Origin of the sequence: Paraburkholderia sp., assembly GCF_050742655.1 — a bacterium.
Classification (GTDB): domain Bacteria; phylum Pseudomonadota; class Gammaproteobacteria; order Burkholderiales; family Burkholderiaceae; genus Paraburkholderia.
In genome coordinates, this window is record NZ_JBOIGG010000002.1 from 386286 (window position 1) to 406800 (window position 20515).

The window sequence follows — 20515 nt, forward strand, 5'->3', positions numbered from 1 at the left end:
CGGGTGCATGAGAACACGCCAAAGACGAACAAGCCCAGGCGACAGGTACTCGCAGACATCGCAGCGTCTCGTGCGCGCATTCCGTCGAACACGCGGCGGGCCCGGATCATCATCCGTGCCCGCCGTGCGCTTCGTCAAATCGTTACACGCTCGCCGCGATGCTCAGGCAACCTCGATGCTCGGCGACCGGGGACGCCCGCTCGTGCTGTTCTGCGTAAGCACGCTGACCGGACGCCGACCGGAGGTGCTGGGCTCGTTGCTGGCGAGCACCGCGTCGTCCGACACGACGCCCGTAGTGGAGAGCCGCACGTCTTCCGTCGACGGTGTGCTCAGATTCACCGTCGGCGTCGGCGCCTTGCCGCTCGTGCTCATTGCGAACTCCAGGCAGCCCACGACGATCAACGCCGCACCGGTCGCTTCCTCGAGGTGATTCTGCACCCCCGCCGCGAGGCGCGTACCGCTGAACGCATGGGCGATCACCGAGCCCACTGCGTAAAGCGAAAGGAACAGGCTCAAACGCGCGAGCCCCGGACCGGCCATCTTGTCGACGAACTGAGCGCCGAACGAGCCATTCTCCGAACTGTATTTACCGTACTGCAGACGCAGATCCTTCATGTTCTGCAGCGTCTCGCGGCTACGCCAGCCGCCGATCGCCACTTCGTTCGCCGCGCGCAGGCTAACGTTCGCGATCGCTTCGCCGGCCGTATTGAGCAACGAATAGCCAAACAACCTTCCGATCGAGCGGCCCGGGCTCATCGAGTGACTCATGAGTGCATCCAGCACGCTGACGCCCGACATCCCGATCGCGTCCTGTCCCGCGTTCACGGCTTCCTCGGTGAGGAAGTACGACCCGTCCGTCGCCTGACCCTGCACCGGCTTCGTGTACTGGTCGTCGCGATTGCCGTTGAGCGGCACGAGCAGATTGAGCAAGTCGCGCGACATATAGGCAACGGATTTGATCGCCGACGGCAGCAGCGTCGACAGCACGCCGAACTGCCCGTTCTTACCGCCGCGGCCAACCAGCCCCGCAAGCGTCATCGTGCCGAGCAGCGTCGCGATCTGCAGCATATGACCGCGTTGGGTGTTGGGAATCGACGTGCCCTTGTAACTCTTGTGCACCATCGCCAGCACGTTGGCTCCGGCGGCGAACATGAAAATGCCGAAGACGCCGAACGCCTGCTGCTCCGGCGTCAGATGCTTCGCCTCGACGATCGCCTCCGCCCCCATCGAGACCAGCTCGCGGGCCATAGTGGTCGGGTTGGTACCGACGAGCAATTCCTTCGTCAACGTATTCGCGATGCTGGAGCCCCAGCCCTTCAGCCAGTCGCCGCTGCTGAACTCGTTTTTCATCACGATCAGCGACTTCTCCCGAACCGCTCCGTATGCCTCGCGAACCGGCGCGGTGAGCGCCGCCAGGCGCGTCTGGGTCCGGTCCGGACGGTTCGTACGGTCCAACGGCAAGGCAGCTTCAAGATTCCGGTCTGGGTCCAGGTTGTCGAGCCGTGTACTGGATATCGGGCGAGTCGTTGCCGGCATGACCGAGAGTTCGGGCGCGCGGTCCAGCATCGATTCGTGTGTCTGCTGGCGGTTCAGCCGCAGATGCGCGGGCGGCGGCGCCAGTAGCGCGCCGCTTCCGTCCGATGATGAAGCTGACGCTTCACGGACATGGCGTGTCTTGAACCGCAGCGACCCCGGGGATCCCTTTGGAGCCGCGTCTTCACTCGTGAGAAGCCCTTTCCCTTTGATCGACGTAGGCGTCTGCGGTTCGTCCAGTGAAGCGGGCTCGATCTCGAGCGGAAGCGACAGGCGTTGAGTCGAAGGGCCCGCTTTGAGCAACTGCGGTGTCGGCGTGTGCGGCAACTCCTGCTTGAGCAGCGACGGAGCTTTCTCCTTGAGCGGCGACCCGGTTTCGGATTCGGACAGCGGCGTCGACGGTTCGAGCCTGGGCAACGAAGGGGATTCCGTTTCCTTCGTGATCGACGACGATTGCACGTCGCCTTCGACGGAAGATGCTTTTACCTTCGTCTCGACCGGAGACGGTTCGATCTTGCCTTCGAGCGGCGGTGTTTTCGCCTCGGTCTCGAGCGGAGGCGCTTGCACCCCGGCCTTGATCGGAGATGGCTCGGTTTCGTTCTTGAGTGGCGGTGTTTCCACTTCGATCCTGAGCGGAGGCGGTTCCACGCTGGCCTTGACCGGAGATGGCTCGGTTTCGTTCTCGAGCGGCGGTGTTTCCACTTCGATCTCTAGCGGAGGCGGTTTCACGCTGGCCTCGGCCGGAGATGGCCCGGTTTTGTTTTCGACTGACGGTGTTTCCGCTTCGGTTACGACCGAAGGCGTTTTCGCCCTGGTCTCGACCGGAGACGTGCCGGTTTCTTCTTTGGCGACAGACTCCTTCGCATCGTCCTTGACCGAAGACGTCTCGACCTCCTTCCCCTTCGACAACTTCGCTTCGGGCAGCGCGGACGACGATTCGTGCAAAGGCACATCCGCGCTTACAGCCGGCGCGTCATGCTGCGAGTCGGGCTGATGCAGCGGCTCGAGGTCCTGCGTATCGAGGTCGTGCGATTGCGTGTCCGCCGGCAGCGGCGCGGGTGGCAAAAATGTCGTCGCCGATAATGTCGTGAGCGGCTCCTGCTCCGTCCCAACCGATGACGCGCGCGCACGGCCCCGTGCCGGCGCCGAGCCGCCAGATCGCGACCCAGGCGCCGACGGCGAGCGCGTCAACTGCGGAAACTGAGATGCATGCGTCGGCGAAGGCACGGAAGCCTGCACCGGCGCAGCGGGCGCGGCATTCGGCGGCCCGGCTTGAGTCACAGGGGGGCTGGGAGAACGCGAAATCGTCGAACCAGGCATGATTGTCCTTTTTTCTGATAACCACCATCGAGTGAGCCGCCCTCGGACCGACTCACATCCCTATTGTGTGGATTTCGTGTCGACCGCTCCGCTGCCTTACGAAACATACGTACGAAAAGCGAAGCGTTAGTGCGGCGCCAGGCGATGTGCGGCATGATTTACGGCGCTCGCGCATAACCTGCTTCGCGCGTACCGACACAACTTCGGGCGCACGTGTCGCCGCGACGTGCGCGGCGGTACGCTCGTCACCACGCGCTGCATGTCCTTCGCATCGCTCGTCTTTTTCTATCAGGAGAAACCATGCGTTTCGCTTTCGCCGGATTCGATCGCGGCATCGGCGTGTTCGACATGTTCGTGCAGTCGGGCTGGGAACCGGTGGCGCTCTTCACCATCCCGGTGGACAACAAGGTGGACTTCCACGACGTCACCGCCGAACGGGCGGAGCACTATCAGTTGCCGCTGAAGCTCTCGCGCATCCGCGACGACGATCTGCGGATGCTGCAGGCCATGCAATGCGATGCGCTGATCGTCTCGGGCTATGCGTGGAAGATTCCTGACTGGACCCGCTCGCTGCCGTACGCGATCAACTTTCATCCGTCGCCGCTGCCGGAAGGACGCGGGCCCTATCCGCAGATTCAGGCGCTGCTCGAGCCGCGGCTCGAATGGGCCGCGACCTGTCATCGCATCGCGGCGGAATTCGACACCGGCGACGTGCTCGATACCGAGCGCTTTCCGCTGTCGCACGACGAGTCGCACGAAATGCTGGAACTGAAACTGCAGATGGCGATGCACCGGCTCGCGTCGCGTGTCGCGATCGACTTTCACCGTCTGTGGGACGAGCGGTCCCCGCAGTCGCCAGGTAGTTACTGGCCGCGCGCCAGCGACGCGCAACGCACGCTCGATTTCAATCAGCCGGTCGCCGACGTGATGCGTGTCGTGCGCGCCTGCGGGCTGCTCGAATGCTTCGCGCCGCTGCGCACGACACAGGTGTCGGTACGACGCGCGGAAGGCTGGGTTGAAGCGCACACCTACCAGCCGGGCGATATCGTGCACGAGTATCGCCGCCGGATCGTGATCGCAGCACAGGACGGTTTTATCGCGTTGATCGAATGGAGCCCGCTGCCGCTGATGGTGCGCGCGCAGATGGGGCCGTGAGTTCGCATGCGCGCCGCGCGGAACGTTCGCGATGTAGTGCAACGCTTCGCATCGCAACCGACGATGCCGTACCGATTCAATATTCTCCAGGTGTGGAAGCGCTGTTCACCACATAGCCAGCTGCACACTTCTGATCAACTATCCTAGTTAGAGGCAAGCCATGAGTCTTACCACGACCATTACATCGAACCAGCCGGGTGGTGCCAGCCTGTACCCCGCCACGCAGCCGCCGGCCGGCGGGAACTCGACGTCGACGATGGCGCAACTGCTGTCGGAAGTGCAACAAATGATACAAGCCCTCGGCGGCGGCTCGACCACCTCGCAGCCGTCGCAGTACCCGACGTCGCCGTCGCAGTACCCCACGTCGCCGTCGCAATACCCGACGTCGCAACTACCGACGACGGGTGGCCTCCCGACCACCGGTGGCCTGCCAGCGACGGGCGCACTGCCGGCGACGACCGGCTCGTCGAACACGAATCTGTCGAGCGTGCAGTTGCAGACCGGCACGAGCGGAAGCGGCGTGAACATGATGCAAGGTCCGAAGAAGCCCGACGGTTCGACGGATCTGTACATGCCGCAGAAAGACGGCACGGAGAAGCACGTCGGCTCGCAGATGGCCGACGGCTCGATCAAGTTCGACAACATGGACGACGCGAAAGACGTACTCGGCAAGGGCGGCATGCTCATCAACGGACTCGGTGGCAAGCTGTCGCACAACAGCGACGGCACGGCCACGTTGCAGGCTGGCGCGGCGACGCTGACTGGGGGCAGCCTGCCGGCACCGGTCTGATCGCAGTGCCCGACGCGCCGCCGCGCGATGCGGCCGCGCGCTTCGACCCGCATCCAGGCGGAGCAGCGGTAACCCGCCGCGCTCCGCCGCTTCTTTTTCTCCCGCCATTTCATGCATCGCTTCGATGTACTTCGATGCGTTTCGACGTACTTCGCTGCAGGCGTTTCGCTACGTCCACATTCGTCCGCATCTGTCTGCATGACGACGTTCGCGCAAGCAGCAGGCTCTGCCGCCGCATACCGATCGACGTAGCGACGCCGGCCGTTTTATCCGCTGCGCGTGCGTCGTCAAGTGTCGCGATGGATCACCCGCACGCGCCGCGAAATTCGCTTCGCACCGCTGGACAAAACTTCCTGCACCACGCCGACCCCGGCTGCGCCAGATCCTATATTGACTCCGAACGAGCGGCTCATCGTGCGCATGGCCGCCACTCACTCAACGCAGGTTCAAAACGGAGAAGACCATGGCAGGCGTAGCGGTGGCGAGCCCCTATTCGACTAACCCGATGGACTACCTGAACGGCACCAGCGGTATCGGGTCGTTCCAGGGGTCAGGCGGATCCGGCGGCGTTTCGGGAGCGAGCGGCAGCAACAATTCAATGGGCGGTCTGAGCCAGCAGCAGATCCTCCAGTTCATCGAGGAACTGCTCCAGCTGTTCCAGCAGGCGTTGCAGAACGCGAGCAGCAGCGGCGATTCGGGCAGCGGTGGCGGCACGCCGTCGGTCGGCGGTGGTGGCGGTGGCGGTGGCATGCCGTCGATGGGCGGCGGCGGTGGTGGCGTGCCGTCGACAGGCGGTGTACCGTCGACAGGCGGCACGCCTTCTACAGGCGGCGCACCCTCAACCGGTGGCATACCCTCGACCGGTGGCACGCCTTCTACAGGCGGCACACCGACGACGACCGGCACGCCAACGACCACGCCCGGCGGCTCGAGCGCACCTCCCTCCGGCCTCAGCACCTCACCGCAGACGACGGCCAATACGCCGCAGCAGAGCCAGCAGGTGGCGCAGCAGTACGTGCAGAACCTGATGCACGACTTCAACCTCACGCAGCCGCAGGCCGAAGGCATCGTCGCGAATCTGTGGCACGAAAGCGGCGGCATGAACTCGGGCATCAACCAGGGCGGTGCGATCGGTCAACCGAGCGGCAACAACGCCGACGACAACGCGAACGGCTACGGCATCGCCCAATGGGGCGGCACGCGCAAGCAAGGGCTGGAGCAATACGCAGCGCAGAACGGTCTCGATCCGTCGAGCCAGGCCGCGAACTACGGCTACCTGAAGCAGGAACTCTCGGGATCGTATTCGAGCGCGATCGACGCGGTGAAGGGCACGAGCAACGCGCAGGACGCGACCTCGGCGTTCATGAACTCGTTCGAAAAACCGAGCGATCCGGAGCTGTCCTCGCGTCTCGCCGACCTCTCGCTGGTCGAGCAAGGCTGACGCCCGCGAGCGTCGTTGGCTGGTTCGACGCAACACGGCAGCATGGGACGGCGAGCGATCCACAGCGCGACCTTTTAGCCCTTGACGCACGTCCGGATAAAACCCGGCGTGCGTCTCACGCACGACGCGGATCGAGCCGACATGCATCCAGGTTGGCCCGATCCGGCACATGCGCAGGCTCGCACATTCACCATAACGATCGAAGCAGCGCAATCCCAAGGCTGCCGACAAGACGACAAGACGACTGGACCATGACCGCACCCGAACGCCTGAACGACGAAGCACGCTGTGATCTGCTCTGCCATCTGGTCGTCGTGCAGTTAATCGAGCATACGCGCAGCGGCGCATGGCTGCGCGCGGCACAGATCGCCGAATCGACACGGCTATGGCTCGGTGCCGATCGCACGCATACGACGCGTACCGAACAGGCCACGCTCGCGCGAACCGCTAGCGCGCTTGCACCGGTGTTCCTGCAACAGCCCGCGTTTCGCGACACCGCGACGCTCGCAAGACTGTCGTTCGACATCTGGCGCATGAACTTCGCAGCGCCTCTGCTGCGCACGTTGCGCGCGGCCTGCGCGACGCGCCTCGCGCAACGCAGAAATACAAAATCGCCCACACCCTCCGCAGACGGCAACGACCTGGACAACGCCGCGGCCAAACCCGAACCGCACACGGTCGACCAGACGACTCACTACGCGACCTGCTCCGCATGCGCGGAAGGACGCGCGCTGATCGTGACGGTCGGTGCGATCCGCAGGGCGCAGGGTAAAAAGAATCCGCAGGACATGCCGATGCATTCGCCGGAATGGCCAGTCGTCCACGAAGCGTTCGTGCGCGATCTGCTGCATGCGCGCCGTAGTCCTCTCGATACCGGCTCAACCGGCACGTTGTAAAACGCCTCGACACGTTGCGCAAACTCATCCGGAAAGCGGTGACGTTCAACGCGATTTTATGCACGTTGTGTACGCGATTCAAACGTACGTCACATTCGAAAGATAGGATTCCTGTAACGACGCGGCGTTACCGATTTTTAGTGTGATCCGAGATCAGCGTGTTCTGAATTACGCCGCTTCGCATGACGCATCGACGCATTCGCATTCAACGCGAATTTCTTCGTGAGGCCTGCGTAAGCTGGCCGTAGTTCAGACCTCCTGGTACCCCGAGTCGCACCATGCCATCGATCTTCAATTCTCTTCGCCGGACCACCGCGCCCGACGATGCAAATCATCCGCATGACGCACAGACCGGTGGCGCTGCCCCGAAAGACCTGAATCCGAATTCATCCGCGGCTCAGGCGAAACAGAACGCGACCTTCGATGGTCTCAAGACCATCAAGAACGCCACGCAGAACGAACCCGGCAAGTTCGCCGCACTGCGCGCCAACTTCAAGGGGCGCCAGACGACCGTGGGCACCCGCATCCTGGGACTCGGCAAGAGCCGCTCAAGCGACTTGCCGAGCGCCGCCCTGCTGCCAAAGCCGCCGGCGGAGTCGAGCATCGGCGACGATCCGAAGTCGGAGTCGTTGACGCAGGCACTCGCACTGACGCAGCGGGTCAATGCGATACTCGACACGACGCTCGAGGAATTGCCCGGCACGAACAAGCGCCCCCAGCGATCGCTCGGGATGCGCGCCCTTCTCGTTATTCCCGGCATGGGCCACGTCCTGAAGCCTAAAACGGTTCGCGAACTGATAGCCGGCGATCCCGCCTACAAGGCAACGTCGAAGAAGACCAGGCAAGCCAAGGGAGATCGGGATATCGATGCCGGCAATATCGAAGGCAACCAGACCGGTATGCTCGAGCGGCTCGCGCAACATGGCAGCGCCTGCGAGAGCGCAATCAGGGATGTGCGACAGGTGCAGAGCGAACTGGACACGCTCACGCAGACAACGCAGCCCGCATCAGGCGAAGCCGGGCCGCAACCCCAGCAAGGCGCGGCTCCCGGCACGGCAGCAAACGCTATAAAAGCAAAAGAAGAGCAGCTCGAACAGGCGCACGACAAACTCAAGAATGCGGTGGCGGACCTGCGGGCAAGTGCGTCCGTTTGCTCGATGCTCGACGTCGGTGTGCACGTTCTCTCGACGGATCTCGTCAACCAGAAGATCCGGTTCGTCGACACACAGATCACCCATTTGCGCAGCGAGTTGGGACGGGACGGAAACGACGTCGGTCAGTTCATCGACAACCTGACGAACACCCGGAATCAGATCGTCTCGAAACAGCTGTTGACAGCGGAGAACCTCGAGAACGCACGAACGCTGCACAAGGAAGCGGAGTCACTGGTACAGAAAATCGGGGGAGAACTCGAGAGCGCCAGGGCCAGCCAGAAGGCACCTCTGTCGGACGCCAGAACGGCCCTGAGTGCCACAGACCCGGCATTCGATAGTGTGGCGCAGCTCCAGCAACGGATCGACTCGGGGCAAACCGTGACGCTGGAGGAAGTCGCCCATGCGAGAACGCTGCTCAACGACGCGAAACCGCACCTGCAGCAAGCCGGACAAAAGCTCGACGAGCATCGGGCCACGCGCGAGGTTCAGGCCGACCTGTCGAGTCGGGTCGCCGACCTGACGCGCCAGTTCACCGCTGCCAAAGCGGCCTTGACGAATGCGGGCAAGGAACTCGAACAGCGGCAGGAAGCGGCCGGTGACGCGATGCGCGCGCTGAAGGAATTCACCCCTTATATCGATGAAGAAGTCGGCCGGCTCGGTCAGTTGCAGCTCAAGCTGGACGCAGCCGGGGGCGGACTGGCGAATCCCGCGAAATCGGTTGGCGACAAGCTGAAGGCGAGCAGCGAGCAGCTTGAAAAGAATCGCGCACTGGAGAAGCAGCTGAGCACGATCGGCACCGAAGCGATCGCATCGACCGCGCCCGGATTCAATCCCGGGCACCTTGCCACCCGGGAAGGCGAAGCGCTCGTCCAGAAGCTTCTGGATGTCGCCAGAGCATTGCCGGAGGACGACGTCACCGCCGAGCGTGCATTGCCTCGTGCCGCAGCGATGGACATGATTTCCCGCTCGCTGGCCGTGGTGACCGGCGGCGACATGCAGGCCGCCGGCAAACTCCTCGGCGAGCTGACCGCGCATCCGCTCAATCACTGGATTGAACCGCCTGCGCAGGAAGGCAATGGCACCGCGGTCAGTCACACGGCCCCGAGCGCCGAAATGACTACCCTGTCGCAGTTGATGGCACGGATCCCCCGCGGCACTGAAGTGCTCAACCTCGCCTCGACTCCCCCTTTGGGCAAACCACTGGAGCGCGCGCAGGTGGAAGCGACCCAGGCCTACTGGATGGCACATCTGGCCCAGAGCGCGGAAACCGATGAGGCCGTCAAGACGTGGTTAGGCAAGGCAATGCACGTGGCATCCCACGTGGTGCGCAACAGCAAGGACGAAACGGTCTTTGATCCCAGCAAGCTGCCCCTCAGGAGCAGCGCCGCGTTCAACGCGGTCCGCAACGGGTTCCTGTCGAATGCGGAGGGATCGGACTACGATCTCAGCAACAGGAATCTGCTGAACGTGACCTCGTCGATCGGAGAGCCCGGCAGCTCGAGCTGGTTACCGAGCTCGTTCGATCCGGCTAAAGCAGCCACCCTGTTCGATCCGAAGACGCTGAATTTTGCGCAGAAGCAAATGGAAGCGCAGGGCATGGACACGACCAAGACGCGCGCGGAGGCCAGCATCATGACGGCGTTCGAGCAGCTGGGTAAAGACGCCAGGGTACGTTTCGGCCAGTTGTCGGCGCCGGCGGCGAACACTACGGCGAACCCGGCGGCGAATGCCGCACAATCGTCTGCCCGCGGAGCCGGCGACAACGCAGAGCGCCTGTTCGCCGCCACGATGGTCGCGCTGAGCGACTACGTCGGTCATGAGAAACGCAGCCCGACGATCATCAGCCGCCTGACGAGCCCGGTCAGCCCGCCTAGTTTCAACCACACCAAGCGCATCTACGATGCGCACCTCGGACCAGGCGAAAAAACCAGGATCCGCCAGGCCGTGCACGCACTGCTGTACCCGCCCAGGCCGGCGATCGGTTCGCGCAAGTTGACCAAACCCAATCCGAACGCGACGGTCGCATTGCCGCCCGAGATCGAGAACCTCTTCAGGCAGGAACGCGTATCGGTCACGGATCTGCTGAAAACCCTCGAAGCGCAACTCGGCAAGAGTTCCGCCGCGACCAAGGCTGTCATGGCCTCGTCGATCAAGACACTCGGAGACGATTTCGGGTCGCCCGAATCCGGCGCTCCAAAGATCGACGAGCAGGTTCGCCTCGCGAAAATGCGCAAGTTCGAATCGAAGGACGACGTCGAGGCGTTTTTCAGGCCATTGCTCGAAACGTTGCGCTTGCGCGATCAGGTCACCGTCACGAGCGGCGGTACGCTCGGTGGAGGCATTCCGCTCCTGCCGGCCGTGCCCAAATTCCCGATGAGTGCGTCGTTCGGCCTTTACGCCAAACGGACCGAATCCTTCGTGCAATTCAAGAATCCGACGTTCGCGTCGGAAATCATGGTCGGCAGCACGGTGTCTCACCTGCACGATGCAAAAGTCTCCTTGGGGAACAGGCTCGAAATCGGCATCGCGACCCTGACCGCGCCGTCCGGTTCGGTCAAATTCGAAACGGCACGACCGAAAACCATCTACACCTCCTTGCGAACGCTGCGCGGCAAAGACGAGATGGGCGTACGCAAGGAGCAGGAAGCGATCGACGCCAATCTCAAACTGCTGGACATCCTGCTGCGCTGGGATACCGATCCGTCGAAAACGGCGGAAGACGGGCAACCGTTCTCCGACCCGCTGGAGGCGATCTTCGCGCTCAGTCCCGATACGCTCGTCGCGTCGGGAGAAAAAGAAGGGCGAACGAATCAAGGCTCGCTGGACATCGGCGCGATCGCACGTTTGCGCACACCAGGGAACCACGCATCGGTGGGAACCTCGGTAATACCGTTTTCATTGAAGGTCGAGAGGACCGCCGAGCAGGGAACCGAACGCACCGGTTACCCCCACCAGACCGTCCATGACAGCAGCAGCCAGGCCCGGCAGCGCGTCAATATGCTGGCGAATTTCGGCGTGATCGGCACGGCGTTCAAGGAGCCGATCGGTACCATCGGGGCCGACGGCAAGGGAACCGGCCAGGCGCACATCAATCTCATCGGCAACCTGCTGGAAATTTCACGCGAAATCGTGTCGAACTTCGAGAAAAACGGTGCGACGCGATTTCCGATCGGCGACCAGACGGGGGGCGCCGTGGATCGCACCTACGGAACGCCAAAGGATCTGCTGGCGGAAGTCCAGACGTATCGTGAAGACTGGCTGCAACGCTGTATGGATACCCTGCCGCGCGAAAAAACCGCGGAGGTCGATACGCCTGAACGGCGTGCCGTCGCGGCCGGAATTCTCGAGCAATTCGAAAACGATCTCCGCGTGGCCGGTTCGAATTCGAGCCTTCAGTTCAACATCAAATACGAAATGCAGCCGCGCATGAGCGGGGTGATCGACGGACTGCGCGGTATGGAAGCACTGGCTCGGGAGCAGGGCGATACGGATACCGCGGCCGAGGCGCGCAACATGATGAACACCATCCTGTCGTACCGCGCGAGCTGGTCCGTCAAGAACACGACGGTGCGCAGCAAGGGGAAGACCTCGGAAGACATGGGTCTCGACTTCTTCCTGCGCTGGCAGAAGACGTATTCGTCCGAGAGCACTCGTGCACGCGTGGCGTTTCCGCCGTCCTGATTGCTGCTTTGCCCGATGCCCAAAAAGGAAAGGAGCCGGATTACCGGCTCCTTCTGAACCACCCCGAACAACTTCAAACCGGCACCGCCCTCGCCTCCCGCTCCCCCAGATCTCCATCGAACGGCTCGATCCCGGGCGCCGCCAGCAACGCGAGCGCGGTCCGCGTCGCAAGCGCATTGTCCGATTGATACGCGGCCGCGTACGCATAGGTGCGCCACGCGGGATCCTTCAGCGCGTACAGGCACGTCGCCGTCAGCGCCGTGCCGAGCGACGACAGTTCACCGTAACGTTCGGTGCGACGCAACTCGCGCAGCGCGTCGCTCCACGCGCGCGCACGCACGTGCCACCACGCGAGCACGACGCGATCGGCGTCGGTGCCCGGCCGCAGCACGACGAGCGCGTCGAGCAGATCGTGCAGGTCGCCGAGCCGGTCGAGCTGCGCGCCGGCCCACAACAGATCCAGCATACCTCTGAGCAGTTCGCCCTTCTCGCTCGTTACGCCACCTTGCCAGCGATCCTTGCCGCCGTTTCTGTCATCGGTCATCCCGTTCAGTGCATCCATCACTACCCCCGTAGGTTACGCAAGTCAGACTCCCCAAAAAATCATGCCGTCATGTTGTGTTCAATTACCGTGCGCGATCGCGCGCGCCTCGGCGGAAATGTTGCTGAGCGATAGCTGGCCACGTACCTCTTCGATGAAGACGCTCGTGAGCAGCGCCAGCATCAGCACTGTGAGCGCGCCCTTGACCGGTTGTCCGAGGCTGCTCAGGTTCAGCTTCGACGACACCTTGCCGGTAAAGCCGAAGCCAATGTCGATCAGCAGCAGCAACAGCATCATCGGCGTCGCAAGCTTGGCGACCATCTCCATCAGCGAATCGGTCTTGTGCATCACGAACGCCTCGATAATCTGACCGCCCACCGGCATCAGGTTGTCGAGCGGCCACCACTGGTACGACTGGTAGACCGCGGCGAGCAGCGACATCATGCCGCCCAGCAACCAGAACGCGGCGATCGCAAACTGGCTGAGCAGCGTCGCGATCAGCGAGGTCTGCTGGCCCTGGCTCGGGTTCTGCATCTGGATGTTGTTGAAGCCGGTCAGGTCGTCGACGTAGGTGCCGACGCTTTCCGCAGCCCAGAACACGGTCGACGCCGCGAAGCCCAGGCCGACGCCGATCAACGCTTCCTTCAGCCCCACGCCGATCAGAAAGAGCGGCGTCTTCTGGTCGAGCAGCCCGTGCTGCCCGTACGCGACGAAGCTACCCCACAGCAGCGCCAGCGCGGTGCGCAGGCGGCCCTGGATCACGTTGTCGCTGGTCGGCGGAAAGACGATCATCAGCACCATCAGACGCTCGCTGCACAGCGCGAGCATCATCATGTAGCCGACCATCTGGTGGCTGAGTTCGATTGCGTTATAGCTGGTGCTGCTCATCGTGGTTTCGTTTCCAGCGAAGCCGGCCGGGCCGGCGAATCAATCGGGAACAATCAGGAACAAGCGGGAACAATCAGAAAGCCCGTGGCCCGGGCCGCCGGTTTTCCGAGGCTTCCTCGTCCTGCGCATCTTCGAGCGCCATTTCGATGGCCTTGCACAGCGTGTCGCGCCGCTTGCCGTAGATATCGATCCGCGCGCGGTTCTGCACGATCCGCGCGCGCCCCTGATCGATCTCGGCCTGCTTGCCCGCTACCTGCGCCTCGGCGCGCGCAACGTCCTGCAGCATCATCGTGTGGCGACCGGCCATGTCGACCTGATGCTCGCGCAGCCGCAGGAACTCATCGGGACGAAACGCGCCGCCGATCATCTCGTCGACCTTGCGGTCCTGCTCGGCGAGGGCCTCGGCCTGGCGATCGGCTGCACTCTGGCTTTCGGCGACCGCCTGCTCAAGCGCTTCGCGCTCGCCGCGCAGCGCGAGCAGCGCATCGTTCAGCTTGCGGTCGAGCGTCTTGCGCCGCGACAGCACCCGTTCGAGAGAAACGACCCGGCGATCCTTCATCGGTGTGCTCCTGTCGTCACGCCGCCGCGATCTGCTGCAGCAGATCGACGGTGATGTTCATGTCGACGAGCTGGTCGGTCTCCTGACCGAGGAACTGGCGAATGATGTCGATCTTGTTGATCGCCTCGTCGGCGAGTGGATCGGTACCGCTCTGGTATTCGCCGACCTGCAGCAGCAATTCCACTTCCTTGTGCTTCGCCATCAGCCGGCGGATATGCCCGGCCGCCGCGACGTGCTCGCGTGGCACCACCTGGGTCATCACGCGCGACAGGCTGCCGAGCACGTCGATCGCGGGATAGCGGTTCTGTGCGGCGATTTCGCGCGACAGGATCATGTGGCCGTCGAGAATCCCGCGCACTTCTTCCGCGATCGGATCGCCGCCCGATTCATCCTCGGCGAGCACGGTGTAGAGCGCGGTGATCGAGCCTTGCACGCCGAGCCCCGCGCGTTCGAGCAGACGCGGCAACTCCGCGAAGATCGACGGCGGAAAACCGCGCCGCGTCGGCGGCTCACCCATCGCGAGGCCGATCTCGCGCTGCGCACGCGCGAAGCGCGTCAGCGAATCCATCATCAGCAGCACGCGCAGCCCGCGGTCGCGAAAGTATTCGGCCACCGCGGTCGCGGCATACGCGGCCTTCGCGCGCTCGATCGACGAGCGGTCGGACGTCGCGCAGACCACCACCGAGCGCGCCATCCCTTCGGGGCCGAGAATGTGTTCGACGAATTCGCGCACTTCGCGGCCGCGTTCGCCGATCAGCGCGATCACGTTGATGTCGCACTGCGCGCCACGCGCGAACATGCCCATCAGCGTGCTCTTGCCGGCGCCGGCCGGCGCGAAGATGCCCATCCGCTGCCCCTCGGCGAGCGTCATCATGCCGTCGACGGCGCGTACGCCCGTCTGCATCGGCCGGTCGATCACGGGACGGCTCATCGGCGTCGGCGGATCGGCGTACACGGCCTGGAATTCGGGGCAGTCGACGAGTTCGCCCTTGCCGTCGATCGGTTGACCGAGGCTGTCGATCACGCGGCCGAGCAGCCCGTCGCCGATGCGCAACGCAAGCGGCCGCTTCAGGCCGATGACGCGCGTTTCACGCGAGATGCTGCCGAGCCGCCCGAACGGCGACAGCAGCGCGATGTCGCGCGAGAAGCCGACCACTTCGGCGCTCTGCAGCAGTTCGCCTTGCGGCGAGCGCAGCTCGCACAGTTCGCCGAGCGTCGCGTCGAGGCCGCTCACTTTAAGCAGCGTACCGATCACCTCCTGGACCTTGCCGGCCGGCGTCGGCCGGGCGCGGGCACGCAGCTCGCGCTCGATCGCGTCTGCCATGAAGTCGAAGCGATCGTCGTCGCGGGGCGGAACGGATCGGGCGGCAGTGTCGAAAGTCGTCATGGTGCGAGGGTCCTCGGAGAAACGGGGCGGCACGGCATCGTCAGGCGAGATCCGGTTCGGCCGCCGCGAATTCGGCGTCGGGATCATGGGTTTCATGCAGCGTTTGGTGCGGGGCTTCGTGCGCATGCTCGACGCTGGCCGCGGCATCCGCGAAGAAGTCCTGCTCTTCGAGATCCGCTGCAAGATCCGGCTCGAGCGTCGCTGCGTCGTGTCCAGCGGGTCTGTCGAAGTCCTGCGATGCGGACTCCGCGTCGGAGTACTGGTCCGCGTCGTCGGCTTCGGCCTGCGCCTGTGCGTCGTCGGAGCCGGCGTAGGTCGTTTCGGTTTCAGCCTGCGGTTCGGCGTCGAATTCGTCCGCGGGCAAGCTCTCGATCGCGCGGGTCAATGCCGTGCGGATTGCCGCAAGCTGCTGCGGCAGGCTCGCATCGACCGCGCCGAGGTCCGTTTCGCAGACGCAGCTGCCGCGTTCGCGCCGCGCATCGGTGCTGATCTGCATGCTCACCGAGCGCCCCGTCTCGCGCCATTCGCGCGCGACCGCGTCGAACGCCGCGGCAGCCGCGGCGAAATCGTCCGGATGCACGCAGACCTTCACGGGGCTGCCGTCGGCGACGATGCGGTCGATGGTTTTCGCGGCCTGGCGGAACAGCGCGGCCGGATCGGCAGTCGAGACGATCTGCTCGACCGCGAGCGCGACGAGTTGCGCGAGCCGGTCGCGTTGCCGCTCGCCGATCGACGGCCCTTCGGCCAGCATCTGCAGGCTGCGTTCGTGCCAGTCGACGAGCGCCTGTTCCCAGCCCGCTTCGTAACCCATGTGCGTCGCGCCGGTGTAGTTCACCTGCGCCTGCATGATCAGTTCATCGGCTTCGGCCTGGGCCGCGTCGACAATTGCCTGCGCCTGCTTACGCGCGTCGTCGAGCAGCGCTTCGCAGCGCCGGTTCAGATCGGCATAAGCCGAATCGATCTCGACCAGCGTCGCCAGATCCTCTGCCCGGACGATGTCGTCGTTCAGGCCAATGCCCTCGCCGTGCGCGTCCGGATTGCGTAGCCAGATCACCATGATCGTGTCGGGAATAAATCAGGCAGTTGAGAAACCAGCGTCCGGCTGGCATTACTCACTTTCGCACGACCGGTCGCCGCGGCGAGGCGCGCAGGCGCAATCTCGTCCGGCAATGCGAACCGCAGCAGCGTCATCGGGTGACGCGCGTCCCAGCCGCAGTCGCGCTCGAACATCCGGAAGCCCCGCCAGGCGAGCGCATCGGCGGACGTATCGCCGTCGAGCTCCCGACCCGCCGTGAGGCTGCCGCGCTGCGCGAGCAGCATCCGCGTCAGGTGCGGGCCGAGCCATTCGTCGAGCAGCGCGCGGCGCGGCCGGTCGATCCACAGACGCAGTTCGTAGACGTGCTCGACCAGCGCGCGCATCCGGAACACGCTCAGGCAGTCGGGCACCGGCAAGCGGATGAGCATCGCGCTGTCGTCGCCGAAAGCCGGCAGTCCGGCGGATGCGACACCGACGCTCGCGAGAAAGGCCTCGGCGACCCGCGCGCCGCGCGGGCCGCTCGCCGCGGGCAGCAGCGACGCATACGGCAGCGCGGCGACGCGGACGGGATGCATCCAGTCGAACAGGGTCCGGCGATGCTGGTGATAGTCGGCGACGTTCGCCGCCAGCGTGTGGGCGAGACCGGCGAACGGACCGGAAGCGTCCGCACTGTCCGGCTCACTGTCCTGCTCACCACGCGATTCATCAACCAGGGCCGGCTGCGCCGCCCCGGCATCAGGTACGTATTGCGCCGCTTCGTCGAACGCAGCGCTGAAGTCGTCGGCGAATTCACCGCCGTCGATGGCCTGAGCGTCGCTCATGTGATTCCCCTGGCCCTAAGCCCTGGCCACCCGGAAGTCGAGGCTCAGGCAGCAGCCTTCGACGGTTTCGATGCTTTCGATGCTTTGGGTCCTCGCTTCGCGAGCCCGGACAGCTTGCCCTGGGTCAGCGTGATGATCTCGTCGCGCCAGCGGAAGAACACACCGGCGAGCGCGATCAGGAACACGCCGAGCCCGAGCGCGACCCAGGCCAGCGTGCCGCCAGGCTGCGATGCCACCACCGGCAGGTTCAGCGGATCGGCCGGCACCGAGGTCACGCTGACCTGGTCGTAGGTCAACCCTTCGATGCTGTGCACGACGAGGTTCTTGATCGCCGGCGTCAGCGCCTCGACGTTCGCGTCCGGGCGGTACTTGATGAACACCGCCGCCGACGAAGGCTTTGCCGATTCGGCCAGCGGATCGTTGTTCGGCAGCACGATCTGCACGCGCGCATCGACCACGCCGTCGATCTTCGACAGCGTGTCGCTCAGTTCCTGCGACAGGCCGTAGATGAAGCGCACGCGCTCTTCGGTCGGCGTCGATACGAGGCCGTCCTTCTTGAACAGCGCCCCGAGGTCGTCGTATTTCTTCGACGGAATGCCGCGCGAGCGCAGGATTTCCATCGCGTGCACGAGTTGCTTCTCGTCGACGCTGACCGACCAGGTCTTGCCGCCATCGGGCGTGCTCTTCTGCGCATCGACACCGTACTGCACCAGTGCCGCGACCATCTCGTTACAGTCGCGCTCGCTCAGCTGCCCGTACAGTTCCTTCTGGCATGCGGTCAGCGCGAACACCAGCGCGACGCAGGCAACCAGTTTGCCGCCGCGGACGACATGACGTGTGAGAGGGCTCATGTTATTGGTTCTTCATCAAGGTCTGAACGGCGTCTTTCGACGATTGGACGGCGGCCATCTTCACCTGCAGATCGGCGTTAAGGCTCGCGACCTCCAGCTGGACCGTCATGTTGGCTGCCGCGACATTCTGTATCGACATCGAACTCATGTGCTGCGTGAGGTACATCACGTCGTTCGGCACCTGGCGGTAGTAATCCGCCTGCTCGGACACCGCCCGCGTGACGATGTTGTGATCGGGATGCTCCGGCACGCTCTCCACCGGCGGCGTCGGTGCGCCTTGCGTCATCAGCTCCTGGAAGCGGTCCGCCTGCTGCGGCGTGGCGGTGGGCTCGACGCCCGCGCTCTGCGGCACCAGGTTCATCTGCGAAAGGTGCGAAATCATTCCCAGGTCCATGGCGGCTCTCCCGTGAAATTCAGTTGCCGTAGCGTTGGCTGCGTCGGCTGCGTCCGCTAGATGCGGATGTACTGCATCGACATCATCAGGTCGTCGCTCGTCAGCGAACGTGGGGCGCTGCTGCGCGTCTCCGACGGCGCCGTGCCCTCCTCGAGTTCGCGGGCCGATTCCGGCGCGACGAAGGTACCCGTGCGGCGCGCGGTCTCGTAAGCGTGCTGCAGGTCGTCGTTCGCGAGGAAGGTGCGTGCAAGACGCCCCACTTCGTGGTCGCCGTATTCCTCGACCAGTTTTCTCGCATCGTGCTGCCAGCCGAACGTCTGTCTTGCGCGGACGCATTGCAGCAGCATGCCGTGGCTCGCGGGCACGCAGACCGAGCGCTCGATCAGACGACGGTACACCGCCTCCGCTTCGGCCCAGTCCTTGCGCAACATATACAGCCAGCCGTCAAAAAATTCGAAATCCGCACACGTGGGGCGCAGTGCATGCAGCACGTCCACGAGTTGTTCGATGTCGTCCACGTCGACTTTTGTCGCCACCCCGTCGCTCGCGGCAAATGCCGCGCCGACCAGATCGACGAGGCACCCGAGCACCGCCGGTGCGCATTTCGCGTGTTCCCTCTGATCATCCATTCCTTTTCCCCAGGAAATCCAAGATTGGCGGAAGGCGTTACCCGCCCGGCATTCCTGGCCGGGCTTCATCGAAAGAGTACGCGGCGGCGAATTCGCGACCCGCATCCGGTACGAAGTCGCACACCGATTTACGAAGCGACCGGGCCGGCGGGCCTTACAGGGTCTTTCAACGGCCCCTCGGATGGCCACACCCAATAGCCACGCAGCAGCCGCCCGATGGCCCCAGGCCGCCGCGTCGCTTCGCACGCGCCGCCGGGTCTTCGCATCGGACGGTCGGCGCACCTGGGCAAACGGATACCGTGTCTATACGGCGGAGAAGTCCGGCTGCCGCCCCGACAGGACGCCGCTGACGCGCGCAACAAAGATGAGCGAGAGATGAGCGACGACAAGACCGAAGAGCCCTCAGAACAGAAACTTCGCAAGGCCCGCGAAAAAGGCGAGGTCGCGAAGAGCACCGACATCGTCGAAGTCGCGTGCCTCGGGAGCATGCTGCTCGTGCTGCAGTCGGGCGAGCGTTTCTTCACCGACTCGCTGCACGCGGTCGTCAAAAGTTCTCTGGATTTCATGAGCGGACCACGCTCGATGGACGATCTCTACGTCACGCTCGCCGACATGACGGGCCACGCGCTCGGCATGCTCTGCGGCGTCGCGGTCGTCGCGCTGCTCGCCGCGATCGTCGCGCTCGCGCCGCAGGTCGGCCTGATGGTCTCGTTCGAAGCGATCGCCCCGAAGTTCAACGCGGTCAACCCGTCGTCGGGCCTGCAGAAGATCTTCTCGATGAACTCGCTGATCGATCTCGCGAAGATGACCGTCAAGGGGGTGCTGATCGTCGCGGTGATGAAGACGACGATCGTCGCGGTGATGCCGGTCGTCGCGAGCGCGCTCGACCAGCCGCTGCCGCAGCTGATCCACGTGCTGTGGTCGGTGGTGCAGAAGGTGCTCGCGACCGCGCTCGGCGTATTCGTCGTGATCGCCGCGGTCGACTACAAGCTGCAGAAGATGCAGTTCGTCAAGAAACAGAAGATGAGCAAGGACGAGGTCAAGCGCGAACACAAGGAAAACGATGGCGACCAGGAAGTGAAAGGCGAGCGCAAGAAGCTCGCTCGCGAATTCGCGAGCGAAGCCCCGGGCAAGGGGCTGAAGCGCGCAAACGTCGTGGTCGTCAACCCGGTTCACTACGCGGTCGCGCTGCGCTACGACCCGAGCGAATTCCCGCTGCCGGTCGTGATCGCCAAGGGCGTCGACAGCGAAGCCTTGCTACTGCGCCGTCAGGCGGCGCACCTCGGCATTCCGATCGTCGCTAATCCGCCGGTCGCGCGGATGCTGCACAAGGTTGCAGAAAACCAGCCGATTCCAGAAGAGTTGTACGAGGTGGTCGCAGCGATTCTTCGCTGGGTCACCGGCCTCGGCGCTAAAACCGCCATCACGGAGTAGTCCCC

The 20515-nt window shown here is 64.2% G+C and carries 16 protein-coding genes; 6 read left to right on the forward strand and 10 right to left on the reverse strand.

Annotated features, from left to right (window positions below; translation table 11 throughout):
• Positions 1-162 precede the first annotated feature (162 nt).
• Entirely contained in the window at positions 163-2598 is a 2436-nt protein-coding gene (locus ACREXZ_RS04365) for a hypothetical protein (RefSeq protein WP_431762801.1), read from the reverse strand.
• Between the two features lie 555 nt (positions 2599-3153).
• On the opposite strand from ACREXZ_RS04365, the gene ACREXZ_RS04370 reads away from it, so the two are divergent.
• The 5 genes from ACREXZ_RS04370 to ACREXZ_RS04390 all read left to right on the forward strand — a co-directional run bounded on the left by ACREXZ_RS04370 (position 3154) and on the right by ACREXZ_RS04390 (position 11970).
• On the forward strand, positions 3154-4008 hold the full coding sequence (locus ACREXZ_RS04370) for a methionyl-tRNA formyltransferase (protein WP_431762802.1): 855 nt from the start codon (positions 3154-3156) through the stop codon (positions 4006-4008).
• Positions 4009-4168: 160 nt separating this feature from the next.
• On the forward strand, positions 4169-4798 hold the full coding sequence (locus ACREXZ_RS04375; RefSeq protein WP_431762803.1) for a hypothetical protein: 630 nt from the start codon (positions 4169-4171) through the stop codon (positions 4796-4798).
• Positions 4799-5261: 463 nt separating this feature from the next.
• A complete protein-coding gene (locus ACREXZ_RS04380; RefSeq protein WP_431762804.1) occupies positions 5262-6239 on the forward strand; it encodes a phage tail tip lysozyme in 978 nt (325 codons plus the stop codon).
• Positions 6240-6490: 251 nt separating this feature from the next.
• Complete coding sequence (locus ACREXZ_RS04385; protein ID WP_431762805.1) at positions 6491-7135, forward strand: hypothetical protein; 645 nt, start codon at positions 6491-6493, stop codon at positions 7133-7135.
• A gap of 278 nt (positions 7136-7413) precedes the next feature.
• A complete protein-coding gene (locus ACREXZ_RS04390) occupies positions 7414-11970 on the forward strand; it encodes a hypothetical protein (protein ID WP_431762806.1) in 4557 nt (1518 codons plus the stop codon).
• A gap of 73 nt (positions 11971-12043) precedes the next feature.
• On the opposite strand, the gene ACREXZ_RS04395 is transcribed toward ACREXZ_RS04390, so the two are convergent.
• From ACREXZ_RS04395 to ACREXZ_RS04435, 9 genes are all read right to left on the reverse strand, one after another.
• Complete coding sequence (locus tag ACREXZ_RS04395) at positions 12044-12514, reverse strand: HrpB1 family type III secretion system apparatus protein (protein WP_431762807.1); 471 nt, start codon at positions 12512-12514, stop codon at positions 12044-12046.
• Between the two features lie 78 nt (positions 12515-12592).
• A complete protein-coding gene (gene sctT / locus ACREXZ_RS04400; RefSeq protein ID WP_431762808.1) occupies positions 12593-13399 on the reverse strand; it encodes a type III secretion system export apparatus subunit SctT in 807 nt (268 codons plus the stop codon).
• Positions 13400-13472: 73 nt separating this feature from the next.
• Entirely contained in the window at positions 13473-13958 is a 486-nt protein-coding gene (locus tag ACREXZ_RS04405) for a type III secretion system protein (protein ID WP_431762809.1), read from the reverse strand.
• A gap of 16 nt (positions 13959-13974) precedes the next feature.
• Entirely contained in the window at positions 13975-15345 is a 1371-nt protein-coding gene (sctN, locus tag ACREXZ_RS04410) for a type III secretion system ATPase SctN (protein WP_431762810.1), read from the reverse strand.
• 40 nt (positions 15346-15385) lie between these two features.
• The gene (gene sctL, locus ACREXZ_RS04415) at positions 15386-16402 is read right to left on the reverse strand and encodes a type III secretion system stator protein SctL (RefSeq protein ID WP_431762811.1); all 1017 of its coding nucleotides are present in this window, start codon (positions 16400-16402) and stop codon (positions 15386-15388) included.
• The gene (locus tag ACREXZ_RS04420; protein ID WP_431762812.1) at positions 16396-17202 is read right to left on the reverse strand and encodes a type III secretion protein HrpB4; all 807 of its coding nucleotides are present in this window, start codon (positions 17200-17202) and stop codon (positions 16396-16398) included. The genes sctL and ACREXZ_RS04420 overlap by 7 nt, the downstream gene beginning before the upstream one ends.
• A 44-nt stretch (positions 17203-17246) precedes the next feature.
• Positions 17247-18053, reverse strand: a complete 807-nt coding sequence (sctJ, locus tag ACREXZ_RS04425; RefSeq protein WP_431762813.1) for a type III secretion system inner membrane ring lipoprotein SctJ — start codon at positions 18051-18053, stop codon at positions 17247-17249.
• Position 18054: 1 nt separating this feature from the next.
• Positions 18055-18435 carry a serine kinase gene (locus ACREXZ_RS04430; protein ID WP_431762814.1) on the reverse strand — a complete coding sequence of 127 codons (381 nt, stop codon included), beginning with the start codon at positions 18433-18435 and terminating at the stop codon, positions 18055-18057.
• A gap of 68 nt (positions 18436-18503) precedes the next feature.
• The gene (locus ACREXZ_RS04435; protein WP_431762815.1) at positions 18504-19145 is read right to left on the reverse strand and encodes an HrpB1 family type III secretion system apparatus protein; all 642 of its coding nucleotides are present in this window, start codon (positions 19143-19145) and stop codon (positions 18504-18506) included.
• 306 nt (positions 19146-19451) lie between these two features.
• Here ACREXZ_RS04435 and sctU point away from each other — a divergent pair, with 306 nt between their 5' ends.
• Positions 19452-20510 carry a type III secretion system export apparatus subunit SctU gene (sctU, locus tag ACREXZ_RS04440; RefSeq protein WP_431762816.1) on the forward strand — a complete coding sequence of 353 codons (1059 nt, stop codon included), beginning with the start codon at positions 19452-19454 and terminating at the stop codon, positions 20508-20510.
• Positions 20511-20515 lie beyond the last annotated feature (5 nt).